Raw genomic sequence first — 23811 nt, 5'->3', positions numbered from 1 at the left:
GAAATTTCCGTGGCCGTGGAAAGGCGGCTAACGGGAACGTCAATCGTAGCGCTGGTGCCCGGTTCGACCGTATGGCCTGCAAAGTGGAATGGCTGAGCTAAAGGAGATTGGGCCAAAGTGTCTGACCTTTCGAAATAGAACCGGATCGGATCAGCATGAGCAAAAGGGCCGGTAGACGCACCCGGGTGCAAAAAAGGGCCACCCGGATCGCTCCGTGTGGCCCTTTTCTGTCTGTACCGAAAGCTTTAGTCTTTCAGGAAGTCGGGCATGGCTGCCGGGCCGTCGTTACCGCCCTTGTCGCCGCCGCCGTCACGTCCGCGGCCTCCGCGGTCTCCACCGCGACCACGGCCACCGCCGCCACCGCGCGGTCCACGGCGATCACCGCCACGGCCACCCTTGTCACCGCGCGGCTCGCGTGGTGGACGGGTGTCTTCCAGCTCTTCACCGGTTTCCTGATCGACGACACGCATCGACAGGCGGACTTTGCCGCGTTGGTCGATTTCGAGAACCTTGACCTTAACTTCCTGTCCTTCGGAAACGACGTCGGTTGGTTTCTCTACGCGCTCGTTCTTCATCTCGGACACATGGACGAGACCGTCCTTGCCGCCCATGAAGTTCACAAATGCGCCGAAATCGACGATGTTGACGACCTTGCCTTCGTAGATCTTGCCCACCTCAGCCTCTTCGGTAATGCCTTCGATCCACTTGCGAGCGGCTGCGATTTCATCAGCGTTCGAAGAGCTGATCTTGATCACACCTTCGTCGTCGATATCGACCTTGGCGCCGGTTTCAGCGACGATCTCACGGATCACCTTGCCGCCCGTGCCGATAACGTCGCGGATCTTCGACTTGTCGATCTGCATCGTTTCGATACGCGGTGCGTGCTTGCTGACTTCGCCGCGCGAGCTGCTGAGTGCTTCTGTCATCTTGCCCAGAATGTGCGCACGACCGGCTTTCGCCTGCTCCAGCGCCTGAGTCATGATTTCCTGCGTGATGCCCGCAACCTTGATGTCCATCTGGAGGCTGGTGATGCCTTCTTCAGAACCGGCCACCTTGAAGTCCATGTCGCCGAGGTGATCTTCGTCACCCAGAATGTCGGACAGCACGGTGAACTCTTCACCTTCCAGGATGAGGCCCATGGCGATACCCGAAACCGGACGCGTCAGCGGAACGCCTGCATCCATCATCGAGAGCGAGCCACCACAAACCGTTGCCATCGAGGACGAGCCGTTGGACTCGGTGATGTCCGACAGAACGCGGATGGTGTACGGGAAGTCTTCAACCGTTGGCAGGACCGGACGGAGCGCGCGGAAGGCGAGCTTGCCGTGGCCGGTTTCGCGGCGGCTGGTGAAACCGAAGCGGCCCACTTCGCCGACCGAATAGGGCGGGAAGTTATAGTGCAGCATGAAGTTGCTGTAGCTGAGACCTTCCAGGCCATCGATCATCTGCTCGGCATCTTTCGTGCCCAGCGTGGTGGTACAGATCGCCTGCGTCTCACCGCGGGTGAACAGCGCCGAACCGTGCGTGCGGGGAAGCAGACCGACCATCGCCTCGATCGGGCGGACTTCGTCGGTCTTGCGGCCGTCGATACGCTGACCGTCCTTGAGGATCGCCTTACGCACTATGTCGCTTTCCAGCTTCTTCACGAGCTTGAGGCGGCCCATATATTCCGCCGGATCGCTCTCTGCGAGGTCGGCATAGTGTGTCCGCGCCTTTTCACGGGCGGCGTTCACGGCATCCTGACGGGCCGACTTGTCGGTGATCTTGTAGGCAGCGGCCAGATCGTTACCGATGACACCACGCAGCTCTTCGAGAGCAGCCGTCTTGTCTTCGACCGGATCGAGTTCCCACGGATCCTTGGCAGCCTGTTCGGCGAGATCGATGATCGCACCGATGACCTTGCGGCTTTCCTCATGCGCGAACATGACAGCGCCGAGCATCTGCTCTTCGGTCAGTTCCTTCGCTTCGGATTCGACCATCATCACAGCGTCCTGGGTCGCTGCAACGACGAGGTCGAGATTGCCGTCTTCGCCCAGAGCGTCGGCGACGGTCGGGTTGAGGACGTATTCGCCATCATTGGAGAATCCGACACGCGCTGCGCCGATCGGGCCCATGAACGGCAGGCCGGAAATGGTGAGCGCAGCCGAAGCGGCGATCATGGCAACGATATCGGGCTCGGTCTCGCCGTCATAAGAGAGAACCTGACAGATCACGTTGATTTCGTTGTAGAACCCCTCAGGGAAGAGCGGACGGCAAGGCCGATCGATAAGGCGGCTGGTCAGCGTTTCCTTCTCGGTCGCGCGGCCCTCACGCTTGAAGAAACCGCCCGGGATACGGCCGGCTGCAGAGAATTTTTCCTGATAGTGAACGGTGAGCGGGAAGAAGTCCTGCCCTTCCTTCACGGACTTGGCAGCGGTGACTGCGCACAGCACCACGGTTTCGCCATAGGTGGCCAGAACGGCGCCGTCTGCTTGACGGGCGATCTGTCCGGTTTCGAGGGTGAGGGTTTTTCCGCCCCACTCCAGCGATACGGTTTTCTTGTCGAACATGTATTTTCCTTTTGAACCCGCCTGCCACATTGCAGTGCGGGGCCTACTTTTTCCGAGTGTGCCGGCTCGGTCCGGTGCGGAGCTTCTATCTGCCCCAAGGCTTGCGAACCGGATGTTCGTAAGCCCAAATGCGAAAAAGGCGGCCCGTTGGAGCCGCCTTGATCACGAGACTCTTATTTACGCAGACCCAGCTTCTGGATCAGCGCGTTGTACCGCTCGACGTCTTTCTTCTTGAGATAGGCGAGCAGGTTACGGCGCTTGTTGACCATCATGAGAAGGCCGCGGCGCGAATGGTTGTCTTTATGGTTGCCCTTAAAGTGATCGGTCAGGTTGCGGATGCGCTGGGTCAGGATGGCTACCTGTACTTCCGGGCTTCCGGTGTCGCCTTTGCCTTGGGCGTGGTCCTTGATGATCTTGGCTTTTTCTTCGGTTGTTACCGACATGGTATTCTCTTTCTTACTCAGCGACATCGGGAAGGTTAAAACCCCTCACGACCTTGGCCGTGCCATCCATGATTTCCACCAGCGCCACCGGAACATTGTCCAGCATCGCACAGTAAAGCCCGGATGGTTGGGGCAGTTCAGACAGGACCCGGCCCTGGCGGACCGCCTGCGCGCTAGTCTGATCGAGAATAAGGGCCGGGATGTCGTCCAGCCCTGCCTCGAGCGGCAGGAGGAGGTCGTTCAATGGCGCGCCAGTACCGATTTCGTTGAGTTTGTCCAGTGAAATCGCCTGGTCTTGCACGAAAGGGCCGGCCTTGACCCGACATAGATAGGTAACGTGGCCGCATGTTCCAAGGGCCCGGGCGATATCCCGCGCGAGGGACCGGACATAAGTGCCCTTGGAAACGTGGGCTATCAACGTTACGCTCGATGCGACGACGAGCGGCGCGGTGGGATCGTAAGGATCGGGCCGCCCTTCGGTATCAGCAAAAGCCGAACCCAACTGCCGGGCGTCTGCATCGTCCGAATAACCCGAGGCAAGTTCGAGCGAATGGATCAAGACATTCCTGCTTTTAAGCGCAACTTCTTCTCCCTTGCGCGCGAGATCATATGCGCGCTGTCCATCGACCTTGAGCGCGGAATAGGCTGGCGGAACTTGCTCCATTTCTCCGGTGAAATGGCCGAGCACAGCAGCGATTGCGGCCATGGGAGGAATTCGGTTTGATCGCTGAACGACCTTGCCCTCTGCATCGAGCGTGTCGGTCTCTTCACCGAACTGGATCGTGAATTCGTAAATCTTGCTGGCATCCAGCATCCGCCCGGCAAGCTTCGTCGCCTCTCCCAGTGCGATAGGTAAAACACCCTCTGCAAGCGGATCGAGCGTGCCGCCATGCCCAACTTTGGTTTTGGCATAGCCCCCTTCGCGCAGGTTGCGCTTCACCGCTGCGACAGCCTGCGTCGATCCCAGCCCGCGCGGCTTGTCCAGGATTAGCCATCCATGCGGAGGCGGCTTTCGATCGCTCATGTCCCGAGCGGCTGAGGATCGCCCTGCCCTATCGCCAGCTCTGCGCTTCGGCGAAAGACAATCCGGTTCGCGAGCAGAGAAACGAGCACGGCGAAGATCAGCGTTACAGCCATTCCATGAATGTAGTGCGCCGGCTGCCAGATCATGCTCCAATATGCGTAGAAGGCCACGCCAAGCACGACACCGATCATGGCGGCGCGCGCCTCGACATTCCGGAAGCACAATCCGACGACGAAGGCGCTGAGGATGGGCATCGACAAGAGGCCGTAGAGCTGCTGCACCGTGTTGATCAGGCTTTCCTGCGTGGCAAAAAACGGAACCAATCCGAGCGCCAGCACGCTCATCACCACCGAAACGATTGCCCCCAGCCGCCCAACCCGCGTCACATCCTCGCGCACATAGGCTTCATGAATGTCGCAGACATAAAGCGCGGCCGAAGCGTTCAGGATCGAATTGAAACTGGTAAGGATGGCTGCGACGATCGCAGCCGCAAACGCACCGGACAGCCACAGCGGGAGAACTTCGGCCACAATCATGCCGTAAGCGCCATCAGAGGGGACATCGCCGAACAGCTTGTAGGAAACGATCCCAGGAACCACGACGATGAGAGGCACGATGAGCAGGCGAATGCCCGCAGCTGCCAGCACGCCCTTTTGCGCCTCGCGAATAGTGGGCGATGCCATCGCGCGCTGCGTAATCGTCTGATTGGTTGACCAGTAGAACGTCTGGATGAAAATCATGCCAGTCAGTAATGTGTGCCAAGGAATGTCGCTGTCATTGTCACCGATGAGCGTCAGCCGCTCGGCCGGGATACCGCTCAAATCGAAGTCGATGGCGACGAGGGCGAGATAGGCAACGAGGATCGCGAGCCCCAAAACGAGCACACCGGAATATGTGTCAGATACCGCGACCGCGCGCAGACCACCGAAAATCGCATAGGCGGCACCGATACTGGCAAGGAGCACCGAAGAGATCATGAGGTTTTCGATGCCGCCATCGAGCCCCAGCATCGAAAGGAAGAAGCGGGAGCCGCCATAAAGTATGGCAGGCAGGAAGATGAACAGATTGCCTGCCAGAAACAGCACCGAAATGAGCGCGCGGATATGCTTGTCGCCGAACTTTTTCTGCAGCAACTCAGTCGTGGTGGTGCATTGCTCGCGGTAGTAGACCGGCAGGAACACGTAAGCGAGAATGAACAGGCCGACCACTGCGGCGAATTCCCACCACGCGACCAGCAGCATCTGGTTGCCGTTCATGCTGACGAGTTGATCCGTCGAAAGGTTAGTCAACGTGATCGAACCTGCCACGAAAAACCACGGCAGCGACCCGTTCGCGAGGAAATAATCCCGCTCATCCTGAGGACCAGTTCCGCGCTTTCCCCGGCAGTGCATGTAGGTCACAAAAGCGATGAGGGCGGTGATCGCAATGAAAACCGCAACTTGGACTGTGCTCATGAAAACCCTCTCACCCGAACCCGCATCTTCAGGCGGATTTTCGTTGTCCTAACCGAAGGAGTGCCGCATTGCGATGGGAAATGACCCGGTCTGCATCTGCCCTCCCCAACTGTGTCGAATTGCGCGCTGGCGGCACGCTGGTCGCTATCGAAGCGGAAGCCGGCGAGCGCCCCGTTATGCTCTACGCGGGACCCGATATCCCCGAAACGGGCGCCGCGGAACTGGCTTTGCTTACAACGCGCCAGCATGCGCCGGGAAGCGCTTCGATACCGCTGCGCGGATCCCTCCTCAACGAGATAGGAACAGGCGTTTCGGGGGCACCGGGGCTGCTCGCACATCGCGCGGGACGTGATTGGGCTATCGACCTGCGTGTTGTGGGGATCGAAAAGACCGGAGCGGCAGCGACAACGATCCGCTGCGAAGATCGCCGGAGCGGGATAGCGGTACTCCATGCTCTTGCGATTGAGCCCGGTACGGGGATGCTCGCGTCGGCAACTACAATCCAAAACCTGAATGACGACGACCTCGATATTGAATGGTCAGCAGCTATGTGTCTGCCGTTCGACCCACGACTCTCGCGTTTCATCAGTTTCACCGGGAAATGGGCAGGCGAATTTGCGACGGAGGAAATTCCCGCTTTCTACGGTAGCATCGTCCGCGAGACCAGATCGGGACGGACGAGTCACCACGCCTTTCCCGGCGGCATTCTTGCAGCGTCAGAGACGACAGAAACTTCAGGGCCGGCCATGGGTTTTCATCTCGCGTGGAGCGGCAACCACCGCCTGAGGATTGAACATTCGGCCGACAATCAGGCGCATGTACAAGCGGGTGAATTGCTTCTTCCAGGGGAGATCCGACTGGCGCGAGGCGAGAGCTATCGCACACCGGACCTGCTCGCTGCCTGGTCGGACGAAGGACTGAACGGCGTGAGCCAGTCGTTTCACGCGCACCTCACCGATACCATCGCCGATCGGCGGATCACGTCGAAGCCGCGACCGGTCCATTACAACACCTGGGAAGCGGTCTATTTCAACCACGATGTGCAGGCGCTGATCGATCTGGCCGAGCGTGCTGCGAGTATTGGAGCAGAACGGTTCGTACTGGACGATGGCTGGTTCGGCGCGCGCCGCAACGACCGCGCCGGGCTTGGCGATTGGTGGGTGTCCAAGGACGTGTATCCGGATGGCCTGCATCCCGTGGTCCACCGCGTCAAGGAACTTGGCATGGAATTCGGGCTGTGGTTCGAACCCGAAATGGTCAATCCGGATAGCGACCTGTTTCGAGCTCATCCCGACTGGGTACTTGGGGTGGACGGTGTGGAGCCTATCCCGTCGAGAAACCAGCTGACCCTGGACCTGACCCGATCAGAAGTCCGCGACCATCTTTTCGAGCGAATCGATGCGCTCGTTCGCGAATACAAAATCGACTACATCAAATGGGATATGAACCGCGACACGCACTTCCCCGGTAGCGGCGGTAAGGCGGCGACGCATAAGCAAACTTGCGCAGTATATGCGCTGATCGAAGATTTGCGCGCTGCCCATCCGAGACTGGAGATCGAGAGCTGCTCATCGGGCGGCGCCCGGGCGGATTTTGGGATCATGCGCCGCGCCGACCGTGTCTGGACTTCGGACAATAACGACGCTCGCAAACGGCACGAAATCATGCGTGGTGCCAGCCATTTCTTCCCGCTTTGGGTGCTCGGCAATCACGTCGGACCACGCAGGTGTCATATCACCGGCAGGCGGTTCGACATGGCCTTCCGCGTAGGCAGCGCCATGTTGGGTCATATGGGTGTGGAGCTTGATCTGCGCGCGGAAAGCGAGATCGATCTCGGAGTGCTGCGAGCAGGCATCGCGCTCCACAAGAAGCACCGCAGCCTGATCCACGAAGGCAAGTTTTATCGCCTCCCTTCACCGGATGGCACCAACCTCATCGGGTGCGTATCGCGCGATCGCAGTGAGGCGCTCTATTCCTATGCAGTTCTAGACACGGAATTGGCGACCCTGCCGAAGCGGATCGTGTTCCTCGGCCTCGACGAGACGAAGCGATACTGTGTCCGGCTCGTCTGGCCGCAGCACAATCCCTCGATCAGCGCGCCTTCGATTGTCGATGCCGCCGATCTTGTCCGCGATGGCCATGCTTTTTCGGGTGCAGCCCTGATGAACCATGGTATGCAGCCGCCGCTCACCTTCCCCGATACGTGCCTGATTTACCACTTGGAAGCCCGCGAATGATCGACAGCGAAACGGACATGTACGATCTGCTGGTTGTTGGCGGAGGCATCAATGGCGCAGGTATCGCACGCGACGCGGCCGGTCGCGGCCTGAAGGTTCTGCTTGTAGAAAAAGACGATCTCGCGAGCCACACATCCAGCGCCTCGACCAAGCTGGTTCACGGCGGTCTGCGATACCTTGAGCACCTCGAATTTCGGCTGGTGCGAGAGAGCCTGATCGAGCGCGAACGGCTGCTCAATATCGCGCCGCATATCATCTGGCCGATGAGGTTTGTTCTCCCGCACGATAAGGGCCTGCGTCCCAGCTGGATGCTCCGGCTTGGCCTGTTCATGTACGACCATCTTGGCGGGCGAAAGTTGCTCCCGCCTACCCTAACAATCGACCTGCGCGAGGAGCCACATGCGCATATCCTCGAAGACCGACTAACCAAGGGTTTCGAATATTCCGATTGCTGGGTCGAGGATTCACGGCTCGTGGTGCTCAACTGCGTCGATGCTGCTGAAAAAGGGGCGGGAATCCGGACCCGAACCGAATGCACCCGCTTGGAACGCGGTGCGAAAGCCTGGACTGCGACCCTGCGCGGCGATTCTGGGGAAGAAACTGTCTTGGCCCGGACGGTCGTAAACGCAGCCGGGCCATGGGTCGACAAGGTGCTAGACCGCGCCGCGCCCGGGGCGGATCACGAAAACTTGCGCCTAGTCAAAGGCAGCCACCTGATCTTTCCGCGCCTGTTCGAAGGCGATCATTGCTACATATTCCAGAACAAGGACGACCGGATCATCTTCGCGATCCCTTACGAGCGCGATTTCACTCTGGTCGGCACGACCGATCAAGGTTTCGAGGGCGATCCGACCGGGATCGATATCTCAGCTGAAGAGGCGGCATATATTTGCGACGCGGCGAATGAATATCTGCGGGTCGACATTGCACCGGACCAGGCGGTGGCAAGCTATGCCGGGGTCAGACCGCTTTACGACGACAAGTCCAGCTCGAATTCGACAGTCACAAGGGATTACGTCTTTGAACTCGATCGCGGTGCGGACGACCGCGCGCCCGCGCTCCTTTCGATATTCGGCGGGAAGATCACAACATATCGCAAACTCGCCGAACACGCGCTCGAAAAATTGAACGTTCCAGGATCGTCTTGGACCGCCTCGAAGGATTTGCCCGGCGGCGATATCGACCCCGAGCGGTTCGATGAATTTGTCGCGAAGACTGGGCAGCGCTATCCTTGGCTGCCGCAGAGCGCACTCCAGCGCATGACCCGCGCATACGGAACGCGTATTGCCGCGATGATCGGCAATGCGAAAGGGATCAACGATCTCGGCCCCCATATGGGCGGTGACCTCTACGCACGCGAACTCGACTACCTCGCGAAGCACGAATTCGCGCGCACGGCCGAGGATGTCCTCTGGCGTCGCAGCAAGCTCCGCCTCCACCTGGATGAGGGCGCGCAGGCGCGGGTCCGCGAATGGTTCGCGCATTTGAAGGTCGAGGCATGACTTCGCCCGTTTGCTTGAAGCGTACTGTAGGCGGGAAGGAAATCTTCCGCCGAGATCACCGCAAATCCGATGGGCGAATGCTCCAGCTTTACGGCCGCGCGCGCCATGCGCTCCCTCTTCAGCCAGAAGATACGAACGACATCGCGCAAGGCGGCGAAATCCGCCATCACCCACTGCGCGATGAGTGGAATGTCTACGCCGCGCACCGCCAGAACCGCACTTTCAAACCATCCGCTGCTGAAGATCCGCTGGCCCCCACCTTGCCCGGCGGCCCATTGACCGAGATACCGTTCGAGGATTTCGAACTCGCAATTTTCGAGAACAAGTTTGCAGCGTTTCACCCGTCCGCATCCGACGCGGCAAACCTCGATGGAATCGCGACCGAACCCGCCAAAGGTGCATGTGACGTCGTCGTTTACGGCCCTGAGCCGAGCGGGAGCCTGCATACGATCGGCGCCGACCGGAGGCAGGTCCTGATCGGAGCCCTGATAGATCGTTACGAAACGCTGTTTGCGGATGGCTGCGGATACGTGCTTCCGTTCGAGAACCGGGGCGATGAAGTCGGCGTGACGCTGCACCACCCTCATGGGCAGATTTACGGCTTTGAGCGTGTGCCTCTGGTCCAGCAGCGCGCCGCAGATACCTTCGCCAAAGGATATGATCTTGCGAGCGAAATCACAGCCGCGATGCCGGATTACGGAATAGGTCAGTCCGGAGGGGTGGCGGCGTTCGTCCCGCGCTTTGCCCGCTTTCCTTACGAGGTGTGGCTTGCCCCGCGCATCCGTCGCGAGGGACCATGGGATTGCAGCGACGAAGAGCTGGAAGCGCTGGCCGAGTGGCTCGGCGAAATCACGCGCCGGTACGATGCGTTGTTTGAACAACCCGCCGCAACCATGATGGCATTCCACGCCGCGCCAGCTGGCGGATCGGCGAACTATCATTTCACCGTCCAGTTCTATCCTCTTCTCCGCGCGCCCGGACGGATGAAATATCTCGCCTCCGTAGAACAGCATAGCGGCACGTTTACAGTCGATGTGATGCCAGAGGCGGCGGCGCTTGCGCTGAGGAATTTATGATCGACAGCCAGACCGTCACCGCCCGCGCCCCCGGCCGCGTAAACATAATCGGTGAACACACGGATTATAACGGCGGAATGGTACTCCCTGCGGCGCTTGCAGTCGGCCTCCAAGTGACACTTTCGCCGCGCGACGACAGTTCGGTTGCTGTCAGTTCGAACAATTACGGTGCACCCGCAATCCGGGACCTTGCCGACGATGCGGTCGGTGAATGGGCTGATCCCGTTGTCGGCGCTGTTCGGGAAGCAAATGCGCTGGGACTGATCGAAGGCGGCGCAACGCTCGATGTGCTCTCGACGATCCCCGAAGGATCGGGACTGTCATCGTCGGCAGCTCTGATTGTTGCGGTATTGAAGGCGGCAAGGGCTCTCAATGCGGGTGGCCCGAGCGACGTCGACCTCGCTGTCGCCGCAAGGCACGTCGAAAATCAATACATGGGCGTACCCTGCGGGATCATGGACCAGATGGCAGTGGCGCTGGCGTCACCCGGAACTGCCATGGCGCTCGATACCAAACGGCTCGAATATGGCCTGATAACATTGCCGAAAACACACGACATGGTTGTCGTTCACTCAGGCCTGACGCGCAAGCTGTCTGATGGTCGCTATGCTGCGCGCAAAGAGGAATGCGACGCGGCAAAACGGTATTTCGGGACGGAGGATCTGTGCCTGCTCGATGTCGGTACGGTCGAAGCCGCTCATCTCGATGACACTCCGAAAAAGCGGGCGCTGCACTGTGTGACCGAAAATGCCCGGGTGCACGCAGCCATCGCCGCGCTGGATGGACGCAACATCGCGGCTTTCGGTGAGACGATGAACGAAAGTCACGCCTCCATGCGCGACCTGTTTGAAATGTCGCTGCCCGAAATCGATGCGCTGGTGGAAAGTGCGGTCAAGCTTGGCGCCATCGGCGCGCGCCTTACCGGTGGCGGATTCGGCGGCTGCAATGTGGCTTGCGTCGCTAAAGAAGAGCGCGCCGCATGGCTGGATGCATTACTCGCAAGTCACGGACAGGCACGTTTCATCGACCAGGTGAGCGGCGGCTAATTTCCCGATACGAACTCGGCAACCGCCAAATAGTGACTCATCGCCCATTCCACAGGCGGCATGATGAATTGCGAAATCCAGCCTGTCCCGAACGCCCAGCTGGCGGCGATCAGCGCGAGCAGCAGAACCATCCCGACTTGCTGTAGTTTCTGCCACTGGCCCGCGAGCGAGCGAGGCAGCAACCCTCCGACGATGTGCGATCCGTCGAATGGAGGAATCGGCAGCAGGTTGAACAACCCCAGGAACACGTTGATGAGCATCGAATAAAACAGCATCGTGGTGAGCGGCCGGAAATCGCCAGCTGCGTCGACAAGAATCATCGACGAGGTTTCGCTCGTGCCGAATGCCACCCCATCAGGGGCGAATAGTCCGAAAATTACGGCCGCGATGAACGCTATCACGAAATTGATCCCGGGCCCGGCCGCAGCGACCGCCATCATCCCGTAACGCGGATTGTCGAGCCGCCTCTGGTTGACCGGTACTGGCTTTGCCCAGCCGAACACCGGCCCGCCGAACAGCGCCAGCATTCCGGGTACAAGCAATGTCCCAATAGGATCGACATGCGGAAGAGGGTTCAGCGTGAGTCGTCCCTGCTCGCTGGCGGTGTTATCTCCGAGCAGCTTCGCCACGTATCCGTGCGCGACCTCGTGAAACACAATGGCAATGACGAGACACGGGATCAGCACCAGTGCCAGTATGAGTGTTTGCAGCATGACAGTTAAGTAGGGACCACGAGCGCGCTCAACCAGCCCATTCGTTCTGCAACAAGCCGAAAACTGCCGTGTCACGCCGATAACCGGTCCATGTGACCCGGTTCTGGCGCAGAACCCCTTCCTGCTTCGTGCCAAGCTTAAGGACTGCGGCCATCGAACGTTCGTTCCGTGTGTCCACTCGGAACTCGATCTTGGTGAAGCCGCAGGCATAGGCGTGGTCGATCATCAGTGTCTTCATCACCTTGTTGAAACCGGTGCCCCGGACGGATGGAGCTATGTAAGTCCCACCTATTTCGACGACGCCAAATGCGTCGGGATTGATGTAGTTGCTCGTGCCGACCAGACGATCCTGTTTAAGGTCAACGAGCGCAAATCGGACCCAGTTCTCCAGCGAGTGGAAAGCGGCCATGGCCTTGTCGAAATCCTCGCCGATCATGTTGACCGGGTATATCTTCCATATCTCCTGGTCCTCGGCGCAGGCGGTTCTGAGCGGTTCGACGTGATGCGCGGCGAAGGGCTCAATCCGGACGTTTGCGCTCTCAAGGACCTTCGATAGGGAAGAACGATCCGGTTTCATCATGCCAACGCCTCACTAAAATGTTTGCGGCAAAGCGCCAGGTAGCGATCATTGCCGCCGATTTCGGTCTGTGCGCCTTCAGCAACCGGTTTGCCCTGCTGATCGACACGCAGATTCATGCTGGCTTTGCGTCCGCAATGGCAGACAGCCTTGAGCTCGACGAGCGCGTCCGCAATTCCGAGCAGAGCGGCAGACCCGGGAAAAAGCTCGCCTTGGAAATCGGTTCTGATACCGTAGCAGAGCACGGGAATGCCGGATTCATCGGCGAGACGGGCGAGCTGCCATACCTGCTCCTTCGCCAGGAATTGAGCCTCGTCGATGAGGACGCAATCGAGCGGCGTCTTTTCATGCGCTGCAGTGATGGCCGACCATAAATCTGTCGTCAGCGAATAAAGCTGCGCCTCGGCTTCGAGACCAATGCGGCTACGGACCATCCCTTCGGACCGAGTGTCGAGCTCTGCGGTCCAGAGCATCGTTTTCATGCCGCGCTCGCGATAATTGAAATCGGCTTGCAGCAGGGTGGTCGATTTGCCCGCATTCATGCTGGAATAGTAAAAATAAAGCTTCGCCATACCGGCGTGATTACACCGCAGCCTTACTTGGGCAAGCACCGGGCAAGCAGTGTCCCCAAGCCATCAACATGTCCCGCCATTCAGAAGGCAGACAGGCACGCCGCGCAATGCTACCGCGATGAAAAGCTGACCAAGTAACGAGGACAGATACATGGCAAGCGCAGCTCCGGCTGAGAATAAGCACGAAGGCATGACCGGGGTACTCGGCTGGATCGAAAGAAGCGGCAACAAGCTGCCGGATCCCGTTTTCCTGTTCTTCTATCTGATCATAGCGCTCGTGGTGATTTCGATCATCTGCGCGGTCCTGGGCGTTTCGGCCCTACATCCGACCACTCTCGACGAGGCCAGCGGGGCACCGCTTCAGATCGAGGCCGTCAGCTTGCTATCGGCAGAAAACATCCAGCGGCTGTGGGTGGATATGCCCAAAACGTTTACGCACTTTCACCCTTTGGGTTACGTCCTCGTCGTCATGCTTGGTGCGGGCGTGGCCGAGCGTTCCGGCTTCTTCGCCGCAGGAATGGCGAGCGCCGTCAAGAGCGCTCCCAAAGCGCTTCTGACGCCGGTTGTGGCGCTCGTTGCGATGATCGGCAACCACGCCGCTGACGCGGGATATGTGGTGCTCATCCCGCTCGCAGGCATCCTTTTCGCAGCTGCAGGGCGTCACCCGCTTGCCGGGATTGCGGCCGCATTTGCGGGCGTCTCGGGCGGTTTTTCGGCCAACATCTCCCCTGGTCAGCTCGACGCGCTTCTTTTTGGAATCACCGAAGAGGCTGTCGCCTCTAGCGCGCTGGACCCCGCATGGACCGCCAATATCGCAGGCAATTGGTATTTCATCAGTGTCATGACGATCGTCTTCCTACCGATCATCTGGTACGTCACCGACAAGGTTATCGAACCGCGCCTCGGCCCATGGAAGGGTGGAGCGACAGCCGGCGCGAGCGAAGATCAGAGCCCAGATCCTACGGCACATGACGGAGAGCTCGCAGGGAAAGGATTGCGCCATGCAGGACTTGCCGCTCTCTTCGTTGTAGGGTTGTGGGTGCTCATGGTGTTCGCTCCCGGTACGCCGCTAATCAATGAACCTGCATGCGAAGGGGTCAGCGACTGTTCGATCCACACACAGCTTGCCCCGCTTTACCGGTCGCTGGTCGCAGGCTTCTTCCTGCTCTTTCTGCTCGCGGGGTGGGCCTATGGAAGGGCGACAGGGACGATCAAGAACCACCGCGATCTCGTCGGCATGATGTCGGAATCGATGAAGGACATGGGGTACTACCTCGTCCTTGCTTTCGCAGCAGCGCACTTCGTGGCGATGTTCGGATGGTCGAACCTCGGCCTGATATCGGCGGTTCATGGCGCAGACGCCATCAGGTCGACCGGGCTGCCACTACCGCTCGTATTGGGTCTGATGGTGCTATTTGCCGGTCTGCTGAACCTGTTCGTGGGTTCTGCCAGTGCCAAGTGGGCTCTGCTTGCCCCGATACTTGTGCCAATGCTGATGCTTCTCGGGATTAGTCCAGAGGGCGCGACCGCGGCGTACCGTGTCGGCGACAGCGCGACCAATATCATCACGCCGCTGATGGTGTACTTTCCGCTGATCCTCGTTTTCGCGCAGCGCTGGCAGAAGGATTTCGGTCTCGGCAGCCTTACCGCGATGATGGTGCCGTACTCGGTCTGGCTCTTGGCTTCAGGCACGCTGTTGATCGTAGTCTGGTTCTATCTCGGTATTCCGCTAGGGCCCGATGCGCCTGTCGGATACTCTTTGCCAAGATCGGGATGATGCGCGGTAATTGACGGGCGGAAGTGAAACTTTTGGACCTCCCTGGCCGTACTCAAGAGTACTAGGAGCCCAATGATGTTGAAACGCCGCCTGTTTGTCGCCCCCCTGCTGGCGCTCGCCGTGCTCGCCAATGCGAGCGCGCCGCGCCAGTACACGCTCGACGCGACGGCGAGTGAAGTGACTGCAAAAGTTCCGTTTTTCGGGCTGTCCAGCAAGTCGATGAAGTTTCCGAAGATGTCAGGCGACGTCAGGATCGTGCCGGGTGCGCCTGAGCAGGCGGTGATCGACGTGACCTTCGATGCGACCGCACTGGAGGCTCCCGATGAGACGACCCTGAAACGGCTTCGCGGGGAAAAATTCTTCTGGGTCGAGAAATACCCGACCGTCCGGTTCGTTGGCAAATCGCTCAAGCTGGAATCCGCGACCGAGGGAACTCTGGCCGGTGAACTGACTGCGCGGGGCGTGACAAAACCTCAGGTGCTCGACGTCACCTTCGAAACCGATCCGGTTACCTCTCCCGCCGGTGCACCGGTAAAGTTCACGGCGACCACCACGATCGATCGGCGGGAATACGGAATGAAAAGCTATCGGCTGATCGTTGGCAACAAGGTCGATATCGTCATGAGCGCCAGGATGATGCCGGCCTAAGTTTCCGGCTGGTCGTCCGCATCGAGATCGCGCGCAACTTTAGGATCGCGCAGCAATTCCTCGATCCGGTCTGCCTCTGCGAAACTCTCATCTTTCCGGAATTTGAGTTTGGGCGCGAATTTCAGGCCAAGCCGTTTTGCAACCTCTCGCTGAAGAAACGCGGTATTTTGCCGCAGCGCGTGGACGACATCGTCCTCGCCTGCCCCCAGTAACGGTTTGACATAGGCCGTCGCGTTGCGGAGATCGGGGGTCATGCGAACTTCCGTCACCGCGATATTCGCTGCGCTGACCACATCGTCGTGGACTTCCTGCCGCGCCAAGAGCTCGGAGAGGATATGCCGCACGCGCTCGCCAACCTTGAGTACGCGGACCGATTGCTGCTCAGCGGTAAAAGGATCTTTACGAGCCATCAGCCCATACCGGTTTCTGTTGGCGAGGGGCGCGGAGTGGGGAGCGCGGTGGACGTGGCGCGGGCCATGACGGTGCCATCTTCGGCCAGCAATTCTCCTTCAAGGAAAACGACCCGCCGACCAGCCTTTACGACCCTGCCTTTTCCAATCAGCGGACCTTCAGGTATCAGCCGGATCAGCGTCATCGACAGCTCAAGATTCAGGGGCGCCATCTCTCCACCTGTCGCCGCGACGAAGGCATAGCCCATAACATCATCCAGATAGCCCGCGACAAGGCCGCCCTGCACACCGCCCCGCCACGTCGTCACTTCCTTTTTTACGTTGAAGCGCATCGTCGCAGTCTGCGTGGCTTCGTCGAAGGAGACAAATTCGGAACCGAGCAATACGGAATGCGGTGAACCCGATAGAGATTCATCCGCCGGACTTACAAAGGGCGCGTTTGGCTTCATGCGTCTTGTCCAGGCAACCGAGTTGGAAGCGCGGTAGAGGTCGCGCGAGCCAGCATGCTGCCATCCTCGCTGTACAACTCGCCTTCCAGAAATGCGACGCGATTGCCGCGTTTCACTACGCGACCTTTGGCGATCAGGGGGCTCAATGGAACCATCCTCATAAAAATCAGATTCATATCGAGATTGAGGGGGAGGCGCACCCCGTCACCCGCGTTCTCAGTCACAGCCAGCAGCGCGCCGCCCATTACTTCGTCAAGAAACCCGGCAATCAGCCCGCCCTGCACCGCGCCGCGCGGTGAGGCGAAGCTCGCAGGGGGCGTAAACCGCGTCGTCAATTCGCCGAGTTCGGCATCGAAGGATACGAATTCACTACCCATCAGCTCGGCCGACGGCGAACGCTGACTCTCGTACACCTTACCCACTGGCCTGACCTTTACGAGACCTCGATAGTCCGCTCGCGCTCTTCGACTTCGAAGACTTCAAGCTGGTCGCCCGGCTTGATGTCGTTCGTGTCTTCCAGCACGACACCGCATTCGAGGCCCGAGCGGACTTCGTCCACATCGTCCTTGAAACGCCGCAGTGAGGCGATCGTGGTTGCCGAAACGATGACGTCGTCACGCGTGAGACGCGCAAACAGACCTTTGCGAATGACACCATCTTCCACCAGAAGGCCTGCAGCCTTGTCGCGTTTGCCGGACTTGAAGACTTCCTTGACCTGCGCACGTCCGACAACGGTTTCGATCCGCTCCGGACCCAGCTCACCGGCCATTTCCTTCGCGACTTCTTCGGTCAGGTGATAGATGACGTCGTAATACATCATCCGCACACCGTCGCGTTTCACCAGCTCGCGTGCCTTGGCATTCGGCCGCACGTTGAAACCGATGATCGGCGCATTGGATGCAGCGGCAAGCGTTACATCGCTTTCCGTAATCGCGCCGACGCCCGCGTGAAGAACGCGAACCTTGATATCGTCGGTCGAGATGTTGTGCAGCGAGTTGACGATAGCCTCGACAGAGCCCTGCACGTCAGCCTTCACGAGAACCGGCCATTCGATCACATCCGATGCGAGGTTGTTGAACATCGTATCGAAGCTAGTCGGAGCCAGTGCGGTGCGTTGTTCGGTCGCCTTCTCACGGCGATACTCCGCGACTTCACGGGCGCGCTGTTCGTTTTCAACCACGGTCAGCTGATCGCCCGCCGATGGCACCCCGCCAAGACCGAGGACCTCGACCGGCATCGAGGGGCCGGCTTCCTTGATCTGCTTGCCCTGATCGTTGACGATCGCGCGGACACGGCCGCTTTCCGTGCCGACCACGAAGGTGTCGCCGCGCTTAAGGGTGCCGCGCGTAATGAGGACGGTCGCGACGGGGCCGCGGCCCTTGTCAAGCTGCGCTTCGATCACGGTCGCATCAGCTTCCCGATCAGGACGGGCTTTCAGCTCCAGCAATTCAGCCTGGAGCTGAATTTTCTCGAGCAACTCATCGAGACCGGTGCCCTTGGTAGCGGAAATTTCCACGTCCTGGACATCGCCCGACATCTCTTCGACGATCACTTCATGTTCAAGCAGCCGGCTGCGAATGTTGTTTGCGTCCGCTTCCGGCTTGTCCATCTTGTTGATGGCGACGATCATCGGAACATTCGCCGCCTTGGTATGATTGATGGCCTCGATCGTCTGCGGCATGATGCCGTCGTCACCGGCCACGACCAGCACAACGATGTCGGTCACGTTTGCACCGCGCTGACGCATTTCGGAGAATGCCGCGTGGCCCGGCGTGTCGAGGAAGGTAATCTTTGCCTTATCCTTCGTCGTGATCTGGTAGCTACCGATATGCTGAGTGATGCCGCCGGCTTCGCCCTTGGTCACATCCGTGCCGCGCAGCGCATCGAGAAGGCTGGTTTTGCCGTGATCGACGTGACCCATGATCGTGACGACCGGCGGACGCGGTTTGAGCGTTTCTTCTGGATCGACATCCTCGTCGGTCGCGATGTCGATATCGGCTTCGGAAACCTTCTCGATATTGTGACCGAATTGTTCGACCAGCAGTTCTGCGGTTTCCTGGTCGATCGTCTGATTGACCGTAACCATCATGTCGAGGTTGAATAGCTCTTTCACGAGGTCGGCACCCTTCTCGCCCATCCGCTTGGCCAGTTCGCCAACGGTGATGGCCTCCGGCACGACCACGTCGCGAACCTGCTTTTCGCGCGGCTTGGCCGGACCACCCTGGGCCCGGCGCTCTTTTTCACGCGCACGCTTGAGCGCCGCGAGACTGCGGGCCCGGCGGCCTTCATCCTCGTTAAGCGCCTTCGTAACGGTGAGCTTGCCTGAGCGTCGCTTGTCCTTGCCGCCGCCTCCCGTGTCCTTGGCAGCGCGCTTGTCTTCCTTCTTCTTCTTTTCCGGACGCTTCGGCTCGGGACGCGCGACTGGCGTAAACTTGCGAGCAGCAGGCGACGCGCTCGGCTCAGCTTCGACGCTTGCATCCGCTTTTGCGGTCTCGGCCTGCTTCTCGGCCTCTGCGTTCGCCTTGGCCTCTTCGGCAGCCTGCTTTTCAGCCTCTTCCTCGGCTTTGCGATTGTCTTCGCGCTGCTGGGCTTCTTTCTCATCCCGCTGGCGAACCTGCTCTTCCTCGCGCTTGCGATCCTGAGCAAGCTGATCGAGACGCTGCTCTTCGGCTTCGCGCTGGAGACGCTTTACGCGTTCCTGCGGTGTTTCCCCCGCAGGCGCTTTCTTGGCAGGCTTGGCTGGCGCAGACTTCTTCGCCGCCGGAGCCGGTGCGGGCTCAGGCGCCGGTGCTGGCGTTGGCTCAGCTGCGGGCTCGGGCGCAGGCGTCTCACCAGGCTTCAAGAGCTTGCGGCGGCGCTTGACCTCAACCGCAACCTTATTGGTACGGCCGTGGCTAAAGGTCTGCTTGACCTCGCCAGCATCGACCGCCCTTTTAAGGCCCAGCGGTTTACGGGTGCGTTTTTCTGTATCGTCGCTCATTCTAGCTCAATTGTCCTTCACGTATTAATTCTGTCGTCGCCGCGTTTTTCAGCGAGCTTCACGCCCGCTTCACCATTGATTGGCCGGTCACAAGAGGCTGAAAAGCCGCTTACAAAGCTCGTAAGGCGCGCTGCCGCCTGCGCTACACGCGAAGCCGCGCGTTTCTGATTTGGCGCGCTGGCATCGCCGGGTCGCCCTGAAATGCCCAAATGGACGACATTCTCGCGGCCCAATGCCACAGACAGCGTATCGCGGTCCAGTGGCAAGACCTGTCCGCGCTCACCTGATCCTTCGATTTCCGCCCCGACGCGCCACGCCTGGTCCAGTTTCTTGCGTCCATCAGCGCTGCAGTCGCTGGCATGGAGCAGCAGTCCCAGCCGCCCTTGCCGCGCCTGTTCCTCGATTCGGCTGGAGCCGAGGACGGCGTTGCCCGCACGCAGCTCGAGCCCAAGACGATCGGTGAGGTGCCGGGTCAAAGCCATTTCGACCTGCTGAGGCAAATCGTTAGAGTAGGAAAGCGTAACACCTTCCGGACCACCTTTGAATGCGCGCATCAGCGCCCGTTTGAAATGGCCATCGGCCATAGCGGCTTCAAGTGCGTCGCGGTCAGGGACGATCCACGCGCCGCGACCCGGCGCCTTCGCACCTGGATCGGGCAGGACCAGTCCATCCGGAGAAATGGCCAACCGTACGAGCGCATCGCGCGGATGGCTGTCTCCTGAAAGGATGCAGCGCCTTTCGCTCCCGGAAGCGTTGTCGGCTTCCCGAGTGCGGGGAGTTTCAGCGATGTCTGAACTTACGCGCTCATTGGGTGGAGTCCGCATCGGCGGCCTCCTGAATGTCGGGCTCGGAGACGTCTTCGTCTTCAAACCAGTGTGCGCGTGCAGCCATGATGATTTCGTTGCCCTGCTCTTCCGAAAGGCCGAATTCGCCAAGGACGCCGCCCTTGTCCTGTTCGCGCTGCGGGCGACGCATTGGCGGGCCGTCCGCATTGTTGCGGCGACGCGGTGCTTCGCGCTTTTTGGCAATCAGTTCGTCGGTCGCGAGATCGGCAAGGTCGTCCAGTGTCTTGATCCCGGCCTTGCCCAGCGTGACAAGCATCGCTTCGGAAAGATGCGGGATCTCGGCAAGGTCGTCTTCAACGCCGAGCTCGCGGCGGGCAACACGATGCACCTCTTCCTGACGCTCAAGCGCTTCGATCGCGCGGCTCTGAAGCTCTTCGGCAAGATCTTCATCGAAGCCTTCAATCGCGGCGAGCTCCGCCTTGTCGACATAGGCGACCTCTTCGAGCATAGCGAAGCCTTCGGCGACCAACAGCTGCGAAAGGGTCTCGTCGACGTCGAGTTCTTCTTCGAACATCTTCGAGCGCTCTGCGAATTCCTTCGAGCGTTTTTCCGATGCCTCTTCCTCGGTCATGATATCGATCTGGTGACCGGTGAGCTGGCTGGCGAGGCGCACGTTCTGACCGCGGCGACCAATGGCCAGAGAAAGTTGATCATCGGGCACGACGACTTCGATGCGCCCCTCTTCCTCGTCGAGGACGACACGGGCGACCGTTGCCGGCTGCAGTGCGTTCACGACGAAAGTCGCCGTATCTTCCGACCACGGAATGATGTCGATCTTTTCGCCCTGCAATTCCTGCACAACAGCCTGAACGCGGCTGCCCTTCATGCCGACGCAGGCACCGACCGGATCGATCGAGCTATCGTGGCTGATGACGCCAATCTTGGCGCGGCTGCCCGGGTCTCGTGCAGCGGCCTTGATCTCGATAATGCCGTCGTAAATTTCCGGTACTTCCTGAGCGAAAAGCTTGCGCATGAAATCGGGCGCAGCGCGGCTCAGGAAAATCTGGGGGCCGCGATTGTTGCGCTCGACCTTGGTGATGAGCGCACGGACACGTTCACCAACGCGCGCTGCTTCGCGCGGGATCTGCTGGTCACGGCGAATGACACCTTCTGCGCGGCCGAGGTTGACGATCACGTGACCAAATTCAACCGACTTGATGACGCCGGTGATGACTTCGTTCGCGCGGTCCTTGAACTCTTCGAACTGACGTTCGCGCTCGGCATCGCGGACCTTCTGAAAAATCACCTGCTTTGCGCTCTGCGCATCAATGCGGCCCAGGTCGACCGGTGGCAGAGGATCGACCAGGAAATCACCGACCTTGGCGTCATCCTTCAGTTTGGCCGCCTGTTTCAGATCGACTTGCTTGAAGTAATCCTCGACTTCCTCGACAACCTCGACCACACGCCACAGCGTCAGATCGCCGGTCTGCGGATCGAGTTTCGCGCGGATATCGTTTTCCGCGCCATAACGGTTACGCGCGCTTTTCTGGATCGCCTCTTCCATCGCTTCGATGACGATCGATTTGTCGATCATCTTTTCGGAAGCGACCGAGTTTGCAATCGCTAGGAGTTCTGCCTTGTTGGCGGAAATGGCACTGGCCATCAATCGTCTGCCTTTTCTTCTTCTTCGATTTCGTCGGCACCGCTGGTATCCAGCGGCTTGGTGGCGGCGATGAGCGCGTCTGTAAGGACAAGCTTCGCCGTGTGTATCTGTTCGCGCGGCAATTCAACCACGCCGTTCTTTGCATCGGTCAACCGGACCATACCGGATTCGATGCCGTTCAGTTCACCCTTGAACACGCGCTGCCCCTTATCGTCGCCCGACCAGCCTTTGGCCATGACGATGCGAGCTTCGTGCCCTGCCCAATCGGTGAAATCCTTTTCACGCGTAAGGGGGCGGTCAATGCCCGGGGATGACACTTCGAGATGATACGCCCCTTCGATCAGCGTATCACCGGCCTCTTCATGGGCGTCCATCATGTCTGAGACGCGGCGCGATAACGCAGCGCACTGTTCGATCACGAGCTGGCCCGTTGCCGGGTCCTCCGCCATGATCTGCAAGGCATCTCCGCCATCACCGGCTTCCGATGGCACCATCTTCACGCGCACAAGTTCGAAACCCAGAGCTTCCGCTTCGGGTTCGATCAATTGTGTCAGGCGTTCGATGTCGCTCATCAAGTCTCCGTTACGACCTACGCATGTGCCAATGCCGATCGGTGCCGGCCCCTTGCGGCGCCAGCATCCAAACCTTGCAACGACAATGTTGGGATGACGGTGAAATAGTACCGAGCTCATGGAATGGCAAGCCCTATTCGGCGCTCGAGATCGCGGGTCGGAAAGGCAGCTAGCTTTCGCCTTCCTCCATCAATCCGTGCTTCTTGATCGCGTGTCGAAGCTGGTCGTAGCTCAGTCCCAGAGCCTTCGCTGTCTGGCGCTGATTCCAGCGATGCTTGCCGAGTGCATGCTCGACAATCGTCCGCTCATGCTCATCGACGGCGGCGCGCAAATCGTCGATTTGGTCGAAGGTGTCGGCGGCGGAGTGGGCTGACGCCTGCGACTGGGCTACTCCGCCAGCTGGCAGGGCTGCTGCGGCGCTCGACCGATGAGGAGGAGCCTTCGGTTTCCAAGGGCTTTCGAACGGATCGAATTGCATATGCGCGATCGGACTTTCCGGATCGTCCCAACGATAAACCGCACGCTCCACAACATTGCGCAATTCGCGCACATTGCCGGGCCAGGCATATTCTTCGAGGCTGGTCATGACATGCGGCGCAAACCCGGGCCAGGAATGCCAATCGAGTTCGGCCGCCATCCGCCTTGCGAAATATTCGGCCAGCACTCCGACATCCCCATCCCGCACCCTCAGGGGGGGCAGCGTAATCACCTCGAAGCTGAGCCGATCAAGCAGGTCGGCACGAAACTCGCCGCTTTCCGCCAAAGCGGGCAGGTCGTCATTCGTGGCGGCCACAATCCGCACATCGACCCGGATCGGCCTCGACGCACCGATGCGGGTGATCTCGCCATACTCCACGGCTCTCAGCAAACGTTCTTGCGCGCCCATCGACAGAGTGCCCAGTTCATCGAGAAATAAAGTGCCTCTGTCGGCTTCTTCGAACCTTCCCGCTCTGGCTTTGGTAGCACCAGTGAAAGCGCCGGCTTCGTGGCCGAACAATTCGGCCTCTATCAAGGTTTCGGGAAGAGCCGCACAGTTCATCGTGACGAGCGGCTCATCCCACCGGGTGGATAGGCGATGCAGGCGTTCGGCGATGAGCTCTTTCCCGGTCCCGCGCTCGCCGATGACGAGGACAGGGCGGCTCATCGGTGCAGCGCGCGACGCACGCTCCACTGCATCGAGGAAGGCACCAGACTGTCCAATGAACTGATTATCCCGCTCCATAACCAATCTATAGTGAGATTTCCCAATGTTTGGCAATAGGTACCATCAAGATCTTAGCTCACAGTGAAAATATCGTTGGAAATTCGGGATTTCTGCAGTTTGGCACACCGCT

The 23811-nt window shown here is 59.6% G+C and carries 21 protein-coding genes; 6 read left to right on the top strand and 15 right to left on the bottom strand.

Translation table 11 applies throughout. From position 1 onward, the window contains the following. Nucleotides 1–245 precede the first annotated feature (245 nt). From pnp to KCG45_RS09880, 4 genes are all read right to left on the bottom strand, one after another. Entirely contained in the window at nucleotides 246–2549 is a 2304-nt protein-coding gene (gene pnp, locus KCG45_RS09895; RefSeq protein WP_218317080.1) for a polyribonucleotide nucleotidyltransferase, read from the bottom strand. A 173-nt stretch (nucleotides 2550–2722) separates the two neighbouring features. Continuing rightward, on the bottom strand, nucleotides 2723–2992 hold the full coding sequence (gene rpsO / locus KCG45_RS09890; RefSeq protein ID WP_218317079.1) for a 30S ribosomal protein S15: 270 nt from the start codon (nucleotides 2990–2992) through the stop codon (nucleotides 2723–2725). A 13-nt stretch (nucleotides 2993–3005) separates the two neighbouring features. Further along, nucleotides 3006–4016: a tRNA pseudouridine(55) synthase TruB gene (truB, locus tag KCG45_RS09885; protein WP_218317078.1), complete on the bottom strand. Its 1011-nt coding sequence runs from the start codon at nucleotides 4014–4016 to the stop codon at nucleotides 3006–3008. Next, nucleotides 4013–5470, bottom strand: a complete 1458-nt coding sequence (locus KCG45_RS09880) for an SLC5 family protein (protein WP_218317077.1) — start codon at nucleotides 5468–5470, stop codon at nucleotides 4013–4015. The genes truB and KCG45_RS09880 overlap by 4 nt, the downstream gene beginning before the upstream one ends. A gap of 80 nt (nucleotides 5471–5550) precedes the next feature. Here KCG45_RS09880 and KCG45_RS09875 point away from each other — a divergent pair, with 80 nt between their 5' ends. From KCG45_RS09875 to galK, 4 genes are read left to right on the top strand one after another with little or no spacing between them, the layout of a single operon-like run. Continuing rightward, nucleotides 5551–7707 (top strand): alpha-galactosidase, encoded by a 2157-nt coding sequence (locus tag KCG45_RS09875; RefSeq protein ID WP_218317076.1) that lies wholly within the window; start codon nucleotides 5551–5553, stop codon nucleotides 7705–7707. Beyond that, nucleotides 7704–9209 carry a glycerol-3-phosphate dehydrogenase gene (gene glpD, locus KCG45_RS09870; RefSeq protein ID WP_218317075.1) on the top strand — a complete coding sequence of 502 codons (1506 nt, stop codon included), beginning with the start codon at nucleotides 7704–7706 and terminating at the stop codon, nucleotides 9207–9209. Before KCG45_RS09875 ends, glpD begins: the two co-directional genes overlap by 4 nt. Nucleotides 9210–9223: 14 nt before the next feature. Next, the gene (locus KCG45_RS09865; RefSeq protein ID WP_255548121.1) at nucleotides 9224–10285 is read left to right on the top strand and encodes a galactose-1-phosphate uridylyltransferase; all 1062 of its coding nucleotides are present in this window, start codon (nucleotides 9224–9226) and stop codon (nucleotides 10283–10285) included. Further along, on the top strand, nucleotides 10282–11331 hold the full coding sequence (gene galK / locus KCG45_RS09860) for a galactokinase (RefSeq protein WP_218317073.1): 1050 nt from the start codon (nucleotides 10282–10284) through the stop codon (nucleotides 11329–11331). Before KCG45_RS09865 ends, galK begins: the two co-directional genes overlap by 4 nt. On the opposite strand, the gene KCG45_RS09855 is transcribed toward galK, so the two are convergent. Genes KCG45_RS09855 through KCG45_RS09845 form a run of 3 tightly spaced genes read right to left on the bottom strand, consistent with a single transcriptional unit; the run spans nucleotide 11328 to nucleotide 13193 of the window. Beyond that, the gene (locus KCG45_RS09855) at nucleotides 11328–12044 is read right to left on the bottom strand and encodes a site-2 protease family protein (protein ID WP_218317072.1); all 717 of its coding nucleotides are present in this window, start codon (nucleotides 12042–12044) and stop codon (nucleotides 11328–11330) included. The two genes, galK and KCG45_RS09855, sit on opposite strands and share 4 nt — an antisense overlap. A 28-nt stretch (nucleotides 12045–12072) precedes the next feature. Then, nucleotides 12073–12624: a GNAT family N-acetyltransferase gene (locus tag KCG45_RS09850; protein WP_255548120.1), complete on the bottom strand. Its 552-nt coding sequence runs from the start codon at nucleotides 12622–12624 to the stop codon at nucleotides 12073–12075. Then, nucleotides 12621–13193 carry a thymidine kinase gene (locus KCG45_RS09845; RefSeq protein WP_218317071.1) on the bottom strand — a complete coding sequence of 191 codons (573 nt, stop codon included), beginning with the start codon at nucleotides 13191–13193 and terminating at the stop codon, nucleotides 12621–12623. Before KCG45_RS09845 ends, KCG45_RS09850 begins: the two co-directional genes overlap by 4 nt. Before the next feature lie 151 nt (nucleotides 13194–13344). On the opposite strand from KCG45_RS09845, the gene KCG45_RS09840 reads away from it, so the two are divergent. Together KCG45_RS09840 and KCG45_RS09835 are read left to right on the top strand one after the other, a co-directional pair. Continuing rightward, nucleotides 13345–14970 carry an AbgT family transporter gene (locus tag KCG45_RS09840; protein ID WP_218317070.1) on the top strand — a complete coding sequence of 542 codons (1626 nt, stop codon included), beginning with the start codon at nucleotides 13345–13347 and terminating at the stop codon, nucleotides 14968–14970. A gap of 72 nt (nucleotides 14971–15042) precedes the next feature. Next, the gene (locus KCG45_RS09835; protein ID WP_255548119.1) at nucleotides 15043–15618 is read left to right on the top strand and encodes a YceI family protein; all 576 of its coding nucleotides are present in this window, start codon (nucleotides 15043–15045) and stop codon (nucleotides 15616–15618) included. Here the strand turns inward: KCG45_RS09835 and rbfA are convergent. From rbfA to pspF, 8 genes are all read right to left on the bottom strand, one after another. After that, the gene (gene rbfA / locus KCG45_RS09830) at nucleotides 15615–16028 is read right to left on the bottom strand and encodes a 30S ribosome-binding factor RbfA (RefSeq protein ID WP_218317069.1); all 414 of its coding nucleotides are present in this window, start codon (nucleotides 16026–16028) and stop codon (nucleotides 15615–15617) included. The genes KCG45_RS09835 and rbfA overlap by 4 nt on opposite strands. Then, a complete protein-coding gene (locus tag KCG45_RS09825) occupies nucleotides 16028–16477 on the bottom strand; it encodes a PaaI family thioesterase (protein ID WP_218317068.1) in 450 nt (149 codons plus the stop codon). Before KCG45_RS09825 ends, rbfA begins: the two co-directional genes overlap by 1 nt. Next, nucleotides 16474–16854, bottom strand: coding sequence for a PaaI family thioesterase (locus KCG45_RS09820; RefSeq protein WP_218317067.1), 381 nt, complete (start codon nucleotides 16852–16854; stop codon nucleotides 16474–16476). The genes KCG45_RS09825 and KCG45_RS09820 overlap by 4 nt, the downstream gene beginning before the upstream one ends. A gap of 56 nt (nucleotides 16855–16910) precedes the next feature. After that, nucleotides 16911–19457, bottom strand: a complete 2547-nt coding sequence (gene infB / locus KCG45_RS09815) for a translation initiation factor IF-2 (RefSeq protein ID WP_218317066.1) — start codon at nucleotides 19455–19457, stop codon at nucleotides 16911–16913. 17 nt (nucleotides 19458–19474) lie between these two features. Further along, on the bottom strand, nucleotides 19475–20281 hold the full coding sequence (locus KCG45_RS09810; RefSeq protein WP_218317065.1) for a DUF448 domain-containing protein: 807 nt from the start codon (nucleotides 20279–20281) through the stop codon (nucleotides 19475–19477). After that, nucleotides 20262–21905: a transcription termination factor NusA gene (nusA, locus tag KCG45_RS09805; protein ID WP_218317064.1), complete on the bottom strand. Its 1644-nt coding sequence runs from the start codon at nucleotides 21903–21905 to the stop codon at nucleotides 20262–20264. The genes KCG45_RS09810 and nusA overlap by 20 nt, the downstream gene beginning before the upstream one ends. Continuing rightward, entirely contained in the window at nucleotides 21905–22477 is a 573-nt protein-coding gene (gene rimP / locus KCG45_RS09800; RefSeq protein ID WP_218317063.1) for a ribosome maturation protein RimP, read from the bottom strand. Before rimP ends, nusA begins: the two co-directional genes overlap by 1 nt. 169 nt (nucleotides 22478–22646) lie before the next feature. Then, nucleotides 22647–23699, bottom strand: coding sequence for a phage shock protein operon transcriptional activator (gene pspF, locus KCG45_RS09795; protein ID WP_218317062.1), 1053 nt, complete (start codon nucleotides 23697–23699; stop codon nucleotides 22647–22649). Nucleotides 23700–23811: the final 112 nt, after the last annotated feature.

The organism is Erythrobacter ani, assembly GCF_019204025.1.
GTDB classification, from domain to species: domain Bacteria; phylum Pseudomonadota; class Alphaproteobacteria; order Sphingomonadales; family Sphingomonadaceae; genus Erythrobacter; species Erythrobacter ani.
This window is presented reverse-complemented; position numbering and strand designations above follow the sequence as displayed.